We start from the raw sequence: 14,455 nt of genomic DNA, 5'->3' as shown, positions 1-14,455 counted from the left end.
GGTCAGGCCTTGCGCAGGACGGTGGCGGCCAGGGCGAGGGTGGCGGTGGCGGCGGTGAGGGCGAAGGCGGTGACGGCGGGGAGCAGGCCGTGGGCGCGGACGAGGGCGCCGACGGCGACGATCGGGGCCGAGGAGCCGAGGTAGACGACCACCCAGAGGGCGGAGAGCTCGCTGCCGCGGCGGGCGGGGTCGAGGGCGGCGACGGCGGTGGTGAACAGGGAGCGGAAGGCGACGCCCTGGCAGGCGCCCGCCAGCACGCTGCCGACGAAGAGGAGGGCGGGGGTGCCGGTGGCCGCGGCTGCGGTGAGCAGGCCCAGGCCCGCGGCGAGGCCGGTGAGTCCGGCCGCGACCACGATCCGGTCGGAGGTGGGCGGGACGAGCAGCTGGGCGGCGGCGGAGGAGCCCAGCAGCAGGGCGGCGACGGCCGCGCCCGCGAGCGGGGAGCGGGTGTGCAGCAGGGTGGCGGAGAAGGCCGGGGCCAGGGACAGGTAGACGCCGAAGACCGCGTAGGAGAGGAAGCCCGCGGTGGCCGCGAGCAGGAACTCGCGGCGTCCGGTGCGGGGCAGCCGCAGGCGGCGGGGCCGCAGGTGGGCGGGGGTGGTGACGCGCGGCGGGGAGGCCGGGGGCCGGTGCGGGCCGGGCATCCGCGGGTGCACCAGGGCCAGCGGGACGCACAGCGCGAGCAGCGCGACGGCGTGCGGCAGGAACGGGCCCAGCAGCGGGTGCGCGTCGTCGGTCAGCGCGGCGCCGACCAGCGGGCCCAGGGCGACGCCGCCCGCCGAGCAGGCCAGGGTGAGCTTGGCGGCCAGGGTGGGCCGGTCGGGCAGCAGGTCGCCGAGGGCGGCACCGGCCGCGCCGGTGGACAGAGCGACCGCGACGCCCTGGACGGCCCGTCCGGCGGCCAGTTGCCAGAAGGACCCGGCGGTGGCGAAGACGGCGTCCCCGGCGGCGGCCAGGAGGACCGCGGGCAGGATCAGGGCGCGCCGCCCCAGGTGGTCGGACCAGTGGCCGACCGCGGCGAGTACCGGGACGAGCGCGAACACGTAGACCGTGAACAGGACGGTGGTGTCGAGCGGGTTCAGCCCCAGGCGCTGCTGGAGCACCGGGTAGAGGGGGGTGGCGAGGTTCGCGCCGACCAGCATCAGCAGCAGGGCGGCGGCGACCAGGCCGACGCGGATGCCGCGCAGCGCGTTCCAGCGGCTGATCGCGGCGAGCTGGAGCTGCTTGCGGGGCGCGAGCTCCAGCGGGAGCAGGGCCTCCGACAGTCGGCGTCCGGCGTACTGAGCGGTGCTCAGGCCGGGGCCGGCGGGGGAGAGGTCCGCCATGGCAGGGGTCTCCTGTGGCAAGGCGCCGCAGGGCGTCGCCGGACCAGGGTGTGGCGGCGCGGCCCGGACGGTGCGGGTGTGCACGTGGTACGCGGAGCGCGGAGCGCCGTCGCTCCGGGTTCCGGGGGGCGCGCGCGGGGGTGGTGCGCGTCGCCCACCGAAGGATACGTGCCCCGGGCACTCGTTCGGACGCACCTCCCCACTCGTTCGGGCGGGCGCCCCCGCAGCTCAGGCGGGTGTCGGTGGCGGCCGATACGCTGGGTTTACGGGCCGACACGCACCGGCCCGCTCCGCCGCTCCCCGCGTCCGCCGCCCCCCGGGCGGGCCGCGCCACGGGCGGCGGTGCCCTGCGACGCACCCGGGAGAACGCGCGCGATGGCCGGACGTAGCCGAAACACCCCTGATCAGCAGCCGTCCGAGGCCGAGGGCCTGCTGCCCGCCGACTACGACCTCGCCGACCTGTACGGCGCGCAGAGCGCCGACGAGGACCCGGACGACACGGCCGTCCTCGTCCCGCCGATCGTCCTGCCCCCGGACGCCGAGCTGGCCGCCGCCGCCCTCGCCGTCCCGCTGATCTCCCGGGTGGTCGCGCTGGCCCGCTGGATCGCCCCGCACCGCGAGGTCGACGAGCACGGCGACCTCGGCGAGGCCGACCGGGTGCAGGCCGCCCGGATGCTCGGCGCCGAGGACCCGGGCGAGGAGGACGTGGTCGAGGCGATGCGGGCCTGGGCGCTGGCCTGCGACCTGGACCTGGTGGAGACCGGCACCACCGCGGAGGGCGCGCACGTCGCCATCCCCGGCCCCGACCTGGAGGCGATCGAGGCGGGCGAGCCCACCGCCGTCCTGGGCCTGTGGTTCGAGGCCGCGGAGCTGGTGCGCGAGCTGGCCGCCGAGGCCGAGTCGGTCGACCCCGAGGTGGTCGAGGGCAGCGGGCTCGACGACCCCGACGGCCTGGCCGAGGTCGAGGACGCCCGCGACCAGGCCGCCGAGATCCTCGACGAGGCGCTGCACACCCTCTACGAGACCACCGCGTTCGCCGAGCCCGGCGCCGAGACCGTCCCGCTGGGCGTGCTGGCCGCGCTGCTGGTCGTCCCGGACGGGCAGGAGCCGGACGAGGAGATGCTCGGCGAGATCACCGACCTGATGGTCGTCCTCGACCCGATGCTCGGCGACCTCGCCGAGCTCGGCCTGGTCGAGCACCGCCCGATCGACCCCGACCTGTTCGAGGAGGGCGAGGACGGCGAGGCCGCCGAGGTGGTGGACACCGACCGGCCGCTCACCGACGAGGACGCCGCCCGCTTCGGCACCGTCAGGCTCACCCCGCTCGGCCAGTACGCCGTCCGCGAGTGGCTGCTCGCCGAGGGCTACGACGCCCCGCTGGTCGGCGACCTCGCCGACCGGGACGGCTCGGCGCTGCTGCGCGCCCTCGCCGAGGACGGGCCGCTGTTCGCCGAGGCCGAGCTGAAGGCCTGGATCGACGCCCGGGCCCCGCTGGACGCCGCCCGCGACCTGCTCGCCGGGGCCCGCGGCCGCGACGTGCAGTCGCCGGTGCGCCGCTACTACTGCGCGCTGGGCCTGGGCGAGATCGGCGAGGAGGCCACCGCCGCGGTGCTGGAGGTGGTCGACGACCCCGAGCTGGGCGGGCTGGCCCGCGAGTGGCTGCGCGCCCGCGGCGCGGACGTCGCCGCGGCGGAGCGCGAGGTCGCGCTCTGGCGGGTCGTCGACTCGATGGCCGCGGTCATGCTGCTCAGCGCGGGCGAGGGCGGCCGCCTGCAGGCCCTGGTCGCGGACCTGCCGGTGACCGACAACCCGGCCAGCTACTTCGGCGAGGTCTGGCGGGTGCCGCACCCCATGACGGTCGAGGTGCTGGAGGCCGTCGGCGAACTGCACCTGGACCGCAGGGTCGCCAAGGAGGCCCGGCGCGCGGCGGTCAAGGCGCGCTCGCTGCGCGCGCAGGGCGCGTAGCGGGGCAGCGGGGGCCGTGCGGGCTTCCGGCGCAGGGTCTTCGCAAGCCCTCCCCGTCCATCTGATGGCTCGACAGCTCCGTTGGGCCGTAAGGTAAGGCGGCGTCGGAGTGGTGAGCGGCCGGGGGTGCGGCGAGGGATGAAGCGGCAGGGCACGAGCGGGGACTGGGACCTCGAAGCGGTGTATGCGGACCAGGAGGCGTACGGCCGCCGGGTGCTGGCGGGCGCGGGGTTCCCGGTGTTCGGCTGGGTGCACGGGGCGGGCGGGGTGCCGGGCTGGGACGTACTGGCCGAGTACGGGGTCGCCAACGGCGAACTGGAGTCGGTGGAGGTCCGCTCGGGCGACTGGAGCTCCGTGCACGGTCCGTACGTGACGGTCCGCACCCACCGGGCCGGGGCCGAACTGACCACCCTGCTGCCCGACCTGGAGGACGTGGTCGAGGACGAGCGCGACCGGGTCTACGAGCACCTGGGCGTGGACGAGGGCGACATCGCCGGGGGCGTGCGGGCGCTGCGCGAGTGGATCACGGTGGACGGCGAGCCGCACCCGGTGCAGGTCCACGAGGACTCGCGGACCGCGGCCGGGCACGGCACCGTCTGGGCGGGCCGGCTGCGGGTCGGCGCCACCACGGTGACGGTGACCGGGCGCGGCCTGGCGCCCGGCTCGGTGGAGCTGCGCCGGATCACCGACTTCGAGCGGTACATCGTCGGCCGGACGGTGATGCTGCGGCAGGTCGCCGCGCTGCGGGCCGGCCGCCGCCCCGCCGAGCCCGAGCCGGAACCGGCCGAGCTGGGCCTGCAGGCGCACCGCGAACTCGTCCTGCAGGCCGTCGAGCGCTCCGCCGCGATGCTCGCCCAGCTGCGGGCCGGGCGTTCGGCCCGGCTGCCCCGGCGCCTGCGCGGGGAGGACCGGCAGGCCCGCTGGGAGAGCGCGGTGCGGCAGCAGATGCGGCTGGCCTCGGAGACCCGGGAGGAGGCCGACGAGGCCGTCACCTCGATGGTCAACCACCTGAGCCGACTGGCCCACCACGCGGACTGGGTGAGCGGCACGATCGAGGGCGCGGCCGCCGTGGAGGAGGTCGTCCGGTACACGGCCTTCGCCAGCGAGGTGCCGAGCCTGCCCGCGCAGCGGGCCTGGGAGCGGCTGTGGGCGGGCGGCACGCCCGAGCTGCCCTCAGGCACCGAGGAGGCCTGGCTGACCGCCTGGGAGCAGTGGCGGGTCGAGCGCACCCAGCACCGGGTCAGGCGGTGAAGAGCGGTAAAGAGTGGGTCATTGATTGTCCTATGGTCGGTAAATCGGCACGCTGACGCCGCGTCCGATTCACGCGCGGTTCACGCGCGGCCCGGAACCTGACGGTCACCGAAGCACACCCCCTCCTCCAGGAGTGACCGTCATGTCGCTGTCCCGCCGGGACTTCGTGAACCGTTCGACCATGCTCGGGGCAGGCGTCCTGATCGCCGGCAGCGCCGAGGTGCTGGCCACCGCCCCCGGCGCGATCGCCGCCCCCGCGGGCGGGGACGCCGCGCTCGCCAAGGGCGGGCACACCGCGGTCGGCTACGGCGAGCTGGTGTCCGACCCCGAGGGCATCCTGGCGCTGCCGAAGGGCTTCTCGTACGAGGTCATCACCCGTACCGGCCGGACCACCCTGGTCACCGGCGAGTCCACCCCCAGCAACCACGACGGCACCGCCGCGTTCGAGGGCCGCCACGGGGCGACCCTGCTGGTCAACAACCACGAGCTGGCCGGGCCGCGCTCCAAGTGGGCGCACCCCGTGCCGCTGCTGGAGGGCCACGTCTACGACCCGGCCGCGGCCGGTGGCTGCACCGTCGTCGAGGTCTCCGGACACGGCAACGGGCACGGCGACGAGCACGGCAAGGGGCACGGGCACGGCGGGCGGCAGGTCCGCGAGTGGGTCGGCATCGCCGGTACCGCCACCAACTGCGCCGGTGGCGCCACCCCGTGGGGCACCTGGCTGACCTGCGAGGAGACCGAGGACAAGGCGGGCACCAACGGCTTCACCAAGGACCACGGCTACGTCTTCGAGGTCGACCCGCACGACCAGGACGCCAACCGGGACCCGCAGCCGATCAAGGCCTTCGGCCGGTTCGCCCACGAGGCCGTCGTCATCGACGAGAAGCGCGGCCACGCCTACCTGACCGAGGACGCGTCCAAGCCCAACGGCCTGCTCTACCGCTGGACCCCGCCGGCCGGTTTCCGGCACGGCAAGGGCCGACTGCGCACCCTGGCCGCCGACGCGGGCGTGCTGGAGGCGCTCAAGGCCTTCGACTCCCGGGGCAAGCTGGTCGACGACCTGTCCCGGGCCACCAAGCCCGGCACCACGTACGGCGCCGACTGGGTCAAGGTCCAGGACCGCGACGCCCGCACCACCTCGATCCGCAAGCAGTTCAAGGACGGCGAGATCACCCGGGCCCGCAAGCTGGAGGGCATGTGGTGGGGTGACAACGGCATCTACTTCGTCTCCTCCTTCGCCCGCGAGGAGTCGCCGCTGCAGCACGACGGGCAGGTCTGGTTCTACGACCCCGTCCGGCGCACCCTGACGCTGAAGGTCATCCTCGGCGTCAACAACGACATCTGGACCGACCAGGGCAACTTCGACGGCCCCGACAACATCACCGTCTCGCCCCACGGCGGCCTGATCATCGCCGAGGACGGCAACGGCCTGCAGCACCTGTTCGGCACCACCAGGGACGGGCGGACGTACGCGCTGGCGCGCAACGAGCTCAACAACGGGACGGCGGAGGCGCCGGAGTACAGCGAGTTCACCGGCGTGACCTTCTCGCACGACGGGCGGACGCTGTTCGCGAACATCCAGGAGCCGGGGATCATGCTGGCGATCACGGGGCCGTGGCACCGGATGTGACGCGCCGTTGATCGGTGGGGGTCCGCCCGCGGAGGGGTCTGCTCTCCGCGGGCGGACCCTGCCGTTGGCGGGGGCGGAGGCCGTCAGTCGGGGAGGCGGAGCTGGAGCATGGCGAGGAGCCGCTGCTGGGGTTGGGCGAGGTCGAGGCCGGTGAGCTGTTCGGCCCGCCGGACGCGGTAGCGGAGGGTGTTGGGGTGGATGTGCAGGGCGTCGGCGGCGGTGCGGACCTCGCCGAGGGCGTCGAGGTAGGCGAGGACGGACTCGGCCAGGCGGGTGTGGTGGCGGGCGTCGTAGGCGGTGAGGGCGGTCAGCCGGGGGTCGCGGAGTTCGGGGCGGTCCTGGAGCAGGGCGAGGACCTCGGAGACCAGCACCTCGGCCTGGACGTCCTGGAGGGCGGCCACGTCCGGGACGACGCCGCCGCGGCCCATCGCGTCGAGGATCCGGTCGGCCTGGGCGCGGGAGGCGGGGACGTCCGCGAGGCCGGGGACGGTGGGGCCGATCGCGGCCCGCAGCGGGATGGCGAGGTGGTCGCGGGCGGCGTCGACGGTCTCCCGGGTCCAGTCGCGCAGGGTGGCGGGCGGCAGGCCGGGCGGGAGTTCGGGCAGCAGGACGTAGACCCGGGAGTCGACCGGGGCGAGCAGGGCGCCGCGGTGCCGGGCGGCGGTGTGCACCGAGATCAGGCCGGTGACCTCCTCGCGGGAGAGTTCGGCGTCCCGTCCGTCGGTGGCGGCGGGGGCGTAGGCGAGGACGGTGACCGGGCGGCGCAGGTCCAGTCCGAGGTGGGTGGCCAGTGACTGCGGGCCGGTGGAGCCCTCCAGCAGGCCGGTCAGCAGGGTCTGGGTGAGCCGGGTGTCGGCCGACAACTCGCGGCGGCGGCGCACCAGTTGGCCCGCCGCGACCCGGGCGGCGCCGACCAGGGCCTGCTCGGCGGTGTCGGTCAGCGGGTGGGAGCCCTCCTGCACCCAGATGGTGCCCAGTGGCTGCGCGCCGGAGCGGATCGCGATGGCCAGGCGGCGGCGGATGCCCAGCTCCGGGTGGGCGGCGATCTCGATCGCGCCCTCGGAGCCGCGCAGGTGCGAGAAGACGCCCCACTCGCGGAGCTTGGCCAGGTAAGGCTCCGGACCCTGGCGGCCGAGGATGGACAGGCGGCGCAGGTCGTCCACCTCGTCGGTCTCCGAGGTACGGGAGTAGGCCAGCACCCGGCTGGAGGTGTCCTCGATCGAGACGATGCCGCCGGTCAGCACCGCCACCGTCTGGGCCAGCGAGAACAGGTCGCCGGTGGCGGGCCCGCCGGGCCCGGTGCCGCCGGTGCCGTCCGGGTCGTCCGCGCCGGAGAGCAGGGTGCGGGCGAGCGAGTCGAGGTGCTCCCAGCGGGTCTCCCGGCGCACCGACAGCAGCGCCACCCCCGCCTCGGTGGCGGCCTCGCGCAGCGCGTCGGCCTGCCCCGGCCCGTCCAGCTTGACCGCGACGGCGGCGGCCCGGGCCCGTCCGGCGGCGCGCAGCGCGGGGAGCGCGGCCCGGCCGCGGGCGCCGATGGCGAGGACCAGCTCGCCCGGGGCGGCGGTGGGCGGGTCCTCCGGGTCGAGGATCGACACGTGCCGCACCGGGACGTCCAGCCCGGCGGGAGCGGCCTGCAGCTCCACCAGGGGCTCGCCGAGCGACATCAGCAGCTGGCGGAGCGGGAGGCCGGTCATCGGCGGGTCCTTCGGGTGGGTCCTTCGGCGGGGGCGTTCGGGAGGTCGGGGCGGGTTCGGCGGGGCGGACAAGATCCGGGGGTCGAGTTTAGCGAGACGGACAGGAGGCGGCGGCCGTGACCGGGGCGTGACGCTGTTCGTCCGGGCGGACAACGGCGTGCGGGGGAATTTGGCGGCCCGGCCAACAGAAGCGGGTAGCAGCGGGGAATAGCGTTTCTTCACGGCCGGTGTGCGACCCCCACCGGCTTCCCATGACGAGAAGGAGAGCGTGCGCGCCATGGATGCTGTGACCCAGGTCCCCGCGCCGGTGAACGAGCCGGTCCACAGCTACGCCCCCGGCAGCCCCGAACGGGCCCGGCTGGAGGCCAAGCTGAAGGAGCTGGGCGGCCAGGGGCCGATCCAGCTCACCATGACGATCAACGGTGAGCACCGCCTCGGCGGCGGCTCCGAGATCCACGTCGTGCAGCCGCACAACCACGCGGCCAGGCTCGGCACGCTGCGCAACGCCACCCAGGACGACGCGCGCGAGGCCATCGACACCGCACTGGCTGCCGCACCGGCCTGGCAGGCGCTCTCCTTCGACTCCCGCGCCGCGATCTTCCTGCGCGCCGCGGACCTGCTGGCCGGGCCGTGGCGGGAGACCCTCGCCGCGGCCACCATGCTGGGCCAGTCGAAGACCGCCCAGCAGGCGGAGATCGACACCCCCTGCGAGCTGGTCGACTTCCTGCGCTTCAACGTGCACTTCGCCCGGCAGATCCTGGCCGAGCAGCCGATCTCCTCGGACGGCGTGTGGAACCGCACCGACCACCGCCCGCTGGAGGGCTTCGTCTACGCGATCACCCCGTTCAACTTCACCGCGATCGCGGGCAACCTGCCCACCGCGCCCGCGCTGATGGGCAACGTGGTGATCTGGAAGCCGTCCCCCACCCAGCAGTTCGCCGCGCACTACCTGATGCGGCTGCTGGAGGCCGCGGGCCTGCCCAAGGGCGTCATCAACATGGTCACCGGCGACGGCCTGGCCGTCTCCGAGGTCGCGCTGAAGCACCCCGCGCTGGCCGGCATCCACTTCACCGGCTCCACCGCCACCTTCCAGCACCTGTGGCGCACCGTCGGCGAGAACATCGCCGGGTACCGCACCTACCCGCGGATCGTCGGCGAGACCGGCGGCAAGGACTTCCTGGTCGCCCACCCGTCCGCCGACCGGGCCGTGCTGAAGACCGCGATGACCCGCGGTGCCTTCGAGTTCCAGGGCCAGAAGTGCTCGGCGCTGTCCCGCGCGTACGTCCCGGCCTCGATCTGGGCCGAGATCAAGGACGACTTCCGCGACGAGGTCGAGTGGCTCACCATGGGCGACGTCACCGACCTGGCCAACTTCATGGGCGCCGTCATCGACGAGCGCTCCTTCGCCAAGAACAAGGCCGCGATCGACCGCGCCAAGGCCGACCCGCAGGTCGAGGTGCTGGCCGGCGGCACGTACGACGACTCGGTCGGCTGGTTCGTCCGCCCGACCGTGCTGGTCTGCCAGGACCCGGCCGCCGAGTACTTCAAGGACGAGTACTTCGGCCCGATCCTCGCCGTGCACGTCTACGAGGACGAGAAGTACGACGAGATGCTCGCGCAGATGGAGTCGGTGTCCGCGTACGGCCTGACCGGCTCGATCATCGCCCAGGACCGCGAGGCCGTGCAGCACGCCATGCACGTCCTGCGCAACGCCGCGGGCAACTTCTACATCAACGACAAGCCGACCGGCGCCGTCGTCGGCCAGCAGCCCTTCGGCGGCGGCCGGGCCTCCGGCACCAACGACAAGGCCGGGGCCAAGCAGAACCTGATGCGCTGGACGTCCACCCGCTCCATCAAGGAGACGTTCGTCCCGCCGACGGACTACCGCTACCCGCACATGGGCTGACCAGCCCGCTCCCCGACGGCCGGCCGCCACCCCCGGCCGGCCGTCCCCCCTTCTCCTTCAGCTGATCCGCTTCGCCGGGAGTCCACGATGCTCCGTTCCGCCCTCCTCGCCGCCTCGCGCTCCCCGCAGGTGCGCACCATGGTCGAGAAGTTCCCGCCCACCCACGCGATCGTCGAGCGCTTCGTCGCCGGTGACCGGCTCGACCAGGGCGTGGCCGCCACCGAGAAGCTGGTGGCCAGCGGCCGCAAGGTCACCCTCGACCACCTCGGCGAGGACACCAAGGACGCCGACCAGGCCGCGGGCACCGCCCTCGCCTACGAGCACCTGCTGACCGCCCTCAAGGAGACCGGCCTCGCCGCGAACGCCGAGGTCTCCGTCAAGCTCTCCGCCGTCGGCCAGTTCCTCCCGGTGGACGGCGAGAAGATCGCGCTGGAGAACGCCCGCCGCATCTGCGAGGCCGCCGCCGACGCGGGCACCACCGTGACCCTCGACATGGAGGACCACACCACCACCGACTCCACCCTCGCCATCGCCCGCGAGCTGCGCGCCGACTTCCCCTGGCTGGGCGTCGTCCTGCAGGCCTACCTGCGCCGCACCGAGGCCGACTGCCGCGACCTCGCCCACGCGGGCTCGCGGGTGCGCATCTGCAAGGGCGCCTACAAGGAGCCCGAGTCGGTCGCCTTCCAGGGCAAGCGCGACGTCGACCTCGCGTACGTCCGCGCGCTCAAGGTCCTGATGGCGGGCGAGGGCTACCCGATGGTCGCCTCGCACGACCCCAACATGATCAAGATCGCCGGTCAGCTCGCCGAGTGGAACAAGCGCGACGTCTCCTCGTTCGAGTACCAGATGCTCTACGGCATCCGCCCCGAGGAGCAGCTGCGCCTCGCCGAGGCGGGCAACACCATGCGCGTGTACCTGCCCTACGGCCAGGAGTGGTACGGCTACTTCATGCGCCGCCTCGCGGAGCGCCCCGCGAACCTGACCTTCTTCCTGCGCGCGATGGCCACCCGCGGCTGACGGCGGGCCACATGACCGGCGGCGGAGTCGGATTCGGCCCCGCCGCTCGTCATGGAAGGCGCCTTGACCACTTGGACCGGAGGGCGACAGCCCAGGCTGCCGTAGAGCCTGGATGGGGATCCGTTTCGACTCGTCGGAGCGCTCAGCCCTTCAGTGCCGCTTCCAGCCCTTCCGCCTGGGCCGGCGTCAGGAACTTCGACACCCGTAGTACCTCCGTGCCGTGCACGTAGTCGTACTCGGTGAACACGGGCATGTTCTTGATGACGCCGGCGATGTAGTCGACTCGGGCCTTCGCGTCAGCTTCCGTGGCGAACACCTCGACGCTCCCGCCGCGGGCCACCGAGTCCTCGTCCTCGCCCGTGACGTCCGCGGCCTGGATGCGTGCATCGGTGAACGCTGTCTTGGAGATGTACTGGTGCGGGCGGCCGAGGAGGTGGTTCGGGTCGTCGTCGACGGTGTACGTCTTGACGGCCTTGATGGTGGGTGCGGCGGTGGTGAGCGCCGCGACCGCGAGCTTCGCGTCGCGGGGCGCGGCGGGGGCGGGCTGCGGTGCGGCCGTGTCGGCGGCGGCCCGCGACGGTACTTTCGCGGCAGGGGTGGTGGCCGGTGCCTCGTGGCTGCCGGAGCTGGAGCAGCCGGTCACGGCTACGGCGACGCCGATGACGGTGGCGACGATGGTGGCGCGGCGCATGATCTCCCCTGGCGGTTGGTGTGCAAGGGACGCTACCGGCCGGGTACGTCGCGTGGAGCTGGCGTGCCCAACTCGTGACACCACTCCGCCGGGCCTCCGGAGGAACGGGCGGGGCGGTGTCGTGCCTTCGGGCTACGGGCGGGCGGCGGCCACCGCGTCGGTGTACAGCTCGGTGGTGAGGTCGTCGTCGGTGACGCCGAGCCCGTGCAGCACGTCGCGCACCGTGGCGAGTGCGGCGGGCAGCCCCGCCTCGTCCGCGGCGGCCGTCTCGACCTCCAGGAAGGTGCCGTCGATCTCGGGGACCCGGACCAGCGTGGCGAGCACCTGGCGGCCGTCCTGCTCGAACTCGTAGGTGCGGCAGCGCTTCTCGAACGCGATCCGGGGCACGTATCCGAGGCCGCGGAAGATCTCGTGCCCGGCGCCCGGGTCGTCGAGCCGGGTCTCGAACTCCGGCTTCGAACCGGACTCCTCGTCCACGCGGGCGCCTTTGTAGGTGAGCACCGTGCGGGTGGAGTCCGGGCCGTGGACGGTACGGATCCGCAGTTCGCGGTCTGCGTCCATCAGGGCACCTGCGGCGTCGTCGTAGTAGGTGTCGCGGTACACCTCGACCCGGCCGGGCCCGGCGGTCCTCTCCAGCGCGGCCAGCACGCTCTCGGGGTCGCGGACGATCGCCTTCAGCTCGGCTTCGATGGCCACCTGGTCCTCCGTCGGATGATGCGGGTGCTGTCCTCGACCGTGGCGTCGAACAGCCCGGTCGGTCCGCCCCACGAGGGACCACCGGGGGTCAGGCGTCGGTGCGGCCGATCAGGAACTGGACGTGGGTGGGGCGGCCCCGGGTGTGGGCGGGGTTGGCGAGGGAGGTCGCCAGGGAGGTGAACTCGTGGTGGACGAAGCGGAGTTCGAGGGGAGGGAGGGCGGAGAGGTCGGTGAAGGTGATCAGTGGGGCGCGGTCGTCGTCCGCGTGCAGGCCGCCGAAGAGGGAGTCGTCCAGGGCGTCCCAGCTCCTGCTGTGGCCGTGCAGCGGCGGGTCGAGGGGGAGGGTGCGGCGGACGGCGTCGTAGAGGTCGTCCAGGGAGGCGGCGCCGGTGGTGCCGACGCGGTGGTGGCGGGCGGGGGCGCGGGCGGCGAGGACGCGGGGGAGGTCGTCCGGGTGGACGAGGGTGACGGGGGTGGGGGCGAAGTGTCCGGCGCGCCAGGCGGGGAAGGGCGGGTGGGCGGCGGTGCGGGAGCCGGCGGTCTCCAGGGCGGTGGCGAACGTGCGGGCCAGGGTGGTCAGTTGGGAGTGCAGCCGGTCGTACGGGTGGTGCTCGGTGGCGGGGGAGGGGACCCAGTCGGTGCGCGAGGCGCAGTGGACGGCGACCAGGTCGGGGGCGGGGAAGGTGAAGGTGAGGGTGCGTTCCACGCCCTGTGGGTAGAGGTCCAGGGCGTACGGGGTGCGGTCGTGGAAGGCGGTGAGCAACCGGTCGAGGTCCTCCAGGAACGCGGAGAGGTCGTAGGAGACGTCGAAGTGCCAGGGCGCGCCGAAGCCGCCCGCCTCGGCGGCCGCGTCGGTGGCGGCGAGGTCGGAGCAGCCGATCATCGTGAGGACGGTGTGGTCGTACGGCCCCTCGTCGCAGGGGTCGAGCTCCTCCGGCGGGGCCGGGACGGTGGGCGGCCGGAGGCGGACGTGGAAGCGGGTGCGGTCGCCGGAGGGCACGTCAGAGCATCGCGGCGGCGGGCTTGACCATGCTGCGGGCGGTCTTGGCGTCGACGTACTCGCCGAGGGCGGTCATCACCCACTCGCCGGAGAACTGGCGCACCAGCTTGCACATGGCGACGCCGGTGTGCGGCTCGGACTGGGCCAGGTCGAAGCGGACCAGCTCCTGCTCGGTGCCGGCGTCGACCAGACGGCAGTAGGCGTTCTTGATGTCGGTGAACTTCTGCCCGGAGAAGGAGTTGACCACGAAGACCAGGCCGCAGACCTCGGGGGGCAGCCCGCCGAGGTGGACGGTGATGGCCTCGTCGTCACCGCCGCCCCGGCCGGTCAGGTTGTCGCCGGAGTGCGCGATCGCGCCGTTGAAGATGGCGAGCTTCATGAACCAGGCGGTGTCGATCTTGTTGCGCTGGGCGTCGAAGGCGATCACCGAGGCGTCCAGGTCGATGCTGCGGCCGTGCCCGGCGGGCTCCCAGCCCAGGCCCATCCGGACCGAGGAGAGCAGCGGCTTGCCCCCCTTCTCCAGCGAGACCGAGCCGCCCTTGACCAGGTTGACCCGCCCCTTGTCCAGGGTGATCTTGCCGACGGCGGGCGAGCCGGACGGCATCGGGGGCGGGCCGGCGGGGGCCTGGGGCGCCGCGCCGCGGGGTGCGCTGCCGGGCATCGGCGGGGCGGTGGGCGGCGCCGCGGGCGGGGCGGGCGCGGCAGCGGGGGCGGCGGCGGTCGAGGGGGCGTCCTCGACCGAGACGCCGAAGTCGGTGGCGATGCCCGCCAGCCCGTTGGCGTACCCCTGGCCGACCGCGCGGACCTTCCACTCGGCGCCACGCCGGTAGACCTCGACGACCACCAGGGCGGTCTCCCGGGAGAGCCGCGGCGGGGTGAAGGTGAACAGTTCGCGGCCGGTGTCGGCGTCCCGGATCGTCGCGGTGGGCTCCGTCCCGGCGAAGGTGGCCTGCCGGTCGTCGAGCGAGGCGGTCACCACGATCCGGGTGATGTCGCCGGGCACCGCCGCGGTGTCCACGGCGATCGCGTCGGGCCCGCCGCCGGTGGCCGGGCGGTGCGTCACGCCGGGGCCGTGCGGGGCGTTGAAGAAGACGAAGTCGGCGTCCGAACGGACCTTGCCCGCCACGGTCAACAGCAGCCCGGACACGTCCAGTTGCCTGGGCGCGGTGACCTCGACCACGACCCGGGTCGACCCCAGGGGTGCGTTCCCGCCCTGGACCAGAACAGCCGTCACGTGCTCCTCCTCGAATCGCCGCCGCTCCCAGCCTAGCTGGACCGTT

Annotated in this window: 11 protein-coding genes; 4 read left to right on the top strand and 7 right to left on the bottom strand. The window is 74.1% G+C overall.

The window, feature by feature from the left end:
- Positions 1-2: 2 nt before the first annotated feature.
- Both ACFY00_RS09295 and ACFY00_RS09290 read right to left on the bottom strand, forming a co-directional pair.
- On the bottom strand, positions 3-1,325 hold the full coding sequence (locus ACFY00_RS09295) for an MFS transporter (RefSeq protein WP_388028975.1): 1,323 nt from the start codon (positions 1,323-1,325) through the stop codon (positions 3-5).
- A gap of 228 nt (positions 1,326-1,553) precedes the next feature.
- Positions 1,554-3,215, bottom strand: coding sequence for a hypothetical protein (locus ACFY00_RS09290; RefSeq protein ID WP_388028974.1), 1,662 nt, complete (start codon positions 3,213-3,215; stop codon positions 1,554-1,556).
- A gap of 213 nt (positions 3,216-3,428) precedes the next feature.
- Between ACFY00_RS09290 and ACFY00_RS09285 the strand changes: the two genes are divergently transcribed.
- Together ACFY00_RS09285 and ACFY00_RS09280 are read left to right on the top strand one after the other, a co-directional pair.
- Positions 3,429-4,541, top strand: a complete 1,113-nt coding sequence (locus tag ACFY00_RS09285; protein ID WP_388028972.1) for a hypothetical protein — start codon at positions 3,429-3,431, stop codon at positions 4,539-4,541.
- A 142-nt stretch (positions 4,542-4,683) separates the two neighbouring features.
- Positions 4,684-6,171 (top strand): alkaline phosphatase PhoX, encoded by a 1,488-nt coding sequence (locus ACFY00_RS09280; RefSeq protein WP_388028970.1) that lies wholly within the window; start codon positions 4,684-4,686, stop codon positions 6,169-6,171.
- Between the two features lie 83 nt (positions 6,172-6,254).
- On the opposite strand, the gene ACFY00_RS09275 is transcribed toward ACFY00_RS09280, so the two are convergent.
- A complete protein-coding gene (locus tag ACFY00_RS09275) occupies positions 6,255-7,865 on the bottom strand; it encodes a PucR family transcriptional regulator (protein ID WP_388028969.1) in 1,611 nt (536 codons plus the stop codon).
- Positions 7,866-8,142: 277 nt separating this feature from the next.
- Here ACFY00_RS09275 and pruA point away from each other — a divergent pair, with 277 nt between their 5' ends.
- Both pruA and ACFY00_RS09265 read left to right on the top strand, forming a co-directional pair.
- Positions 8,143-9,771 (top strand): L-glutamate gamma-semialdehyde dehydrogenase, encoded by a 1,629-nt coding sequence (gene pruA, locus ACFY00_RS09270; RefSeq protein WP_388028966.1) that lies wholly within the window; start codon positions 8,143-8,145, stop codon positions 9,769-9,771.
- 87 nt (positions 9,772-9,858) lie between these two features.
- The gene (locus ACFY00_RS09265; RefSeq protein ID WP_388028963.1) at positions 9,859-10,788 is read left to right on the top strand and encodes a proline dehydrogenase family protein; all 930 of its coding nucleotides are present in this window, start codon (positions 9,859-9,861) and stop codon (positions 10,786-10,788) included.
- Positions 10,789-10,930: 142 nt separating this feature from the next.
- Here the strand turns inward: ACFY00_RS09265 and ACFY00_RS09260 are convergent, their stop codons facing one another.
- The 4 genes from ACFY00_RS09260 to ACFY00_RS09245 form a co-directional block, all read right to left on the bottom strand.
- Complete coding sequence (locus ACFY00_RS09260; protein WP_388028960.1) at positions 10,931-11,479, bottom strand: hypothetical protein; 549 nt, start codon at positions 11,477-11,479, stop codon at positions 10,931-10,933.
- 132 nt (positions 11,480-11,611) lie between these two features.
- Positions 11,612-12,175, bottom strand: coding sequence for a class IV adenylate cyclase (gene cyaB, locus ACFY00_RS09255; protein WP_388028958.1), 564 nt, complete (start codon positions 12,173-12,175; stop codon positions 11,612-11,614).
- Between the two features lie 88 nt (positions 12,176-12,263).
- Entirely contained in the window at positions 12,264-13,175 is a 912-nt protein-coding gene (locus tag ACFY00_RS09250) for a hypothetical protein (protein WP_388028955.1), read from the bottom strand.
- Position 13,176: 1 nt separating this feature from the next.
- Positions 13,177-14,397: a TerD family protein gene (locus ACFY00_RS09245; protein WP_388029204.1), complete on the bottom strand. Its 1,221-nt coding sequence runs from the start codon at positions 14,395-14,397 to the stop codon at positions 13,177-13,179.
- Positions 14,398-14,455 lie beyond the last annotated feature (58 nt).

Source organism: Kitasatospora sp. NPDC001540 (genome assembly GCF_042894345.1).
In the GTDB taxonomy this organism is placed as follows: domain Bacteria; phylum Actinomycetota; class Actinomycetes; order Streptomycetales; family Streptomycetaceae; genus Kitasatospora; species Kitasatospora phosalacinea_C.
Note: the sequence above shows the minus strand (reverse complement) of the source record. Positions and strands in the feature narration are given on the sequence as shown.

What these genes read in the sequence shown, in the direction of transcription:
- ACFY00_RS09265 (WP_388028963.1), top strand. Translation starts at nt 9,859, where the DNA reads ATGCTCCGTTCCGCCCTCCTCGCCGCCTCGCGCTCCCCGCAGGTGCGC.
- ACFY00_RS09260 (WP_388028960.1), bottom strand. Translation starts at nt 11,479, where the DNA reads ATGCGCCGCGCCACCATCGTCGCCACCGTCATCGGCGTCGCCGTAGCC.
- pruA (WP_388028966.1), top strand. Translation starts at nt 8,143, where the DNA reads ATGGATGCTGTGACCCAGGTCCCCGCGCCGGTGAACGAGCCGGTCCAC.
- ACFY00_RS09275 (WP_388028969.1), bottom strand. Translation starts at nt 7,865, where the DNA reads ATGACCGGCCTCCCGCTCCGCCAGCTGCTGATGTCGCTCGGCGAGCCC.
- ACFY00_RS09295 (WP_388028975.1), bottom strand. Translation starts at nt 1,325, where the DNA reads ATGGCGGACCTCTCCCCCGCCGGCCCCGGCCTGAGCACCGCTCAGTAC.
- ACFY00_RS09285 (WP_388028972.1), top strand. Translation starts at nt 3,429, where the DNA reads ATGAAGCGGCAGGGCACGAGCGGGGACTGGGACCTCGAAGCGGTGTAT.
- ACFY00_RS09280 (WP_388028970.1), top strand. Translation starts at nt 4,684, where the DNA reads ATGTCGCTGTCCCGCCGGGACTTCGTGAACCGTTCGACCATGCTCGGG.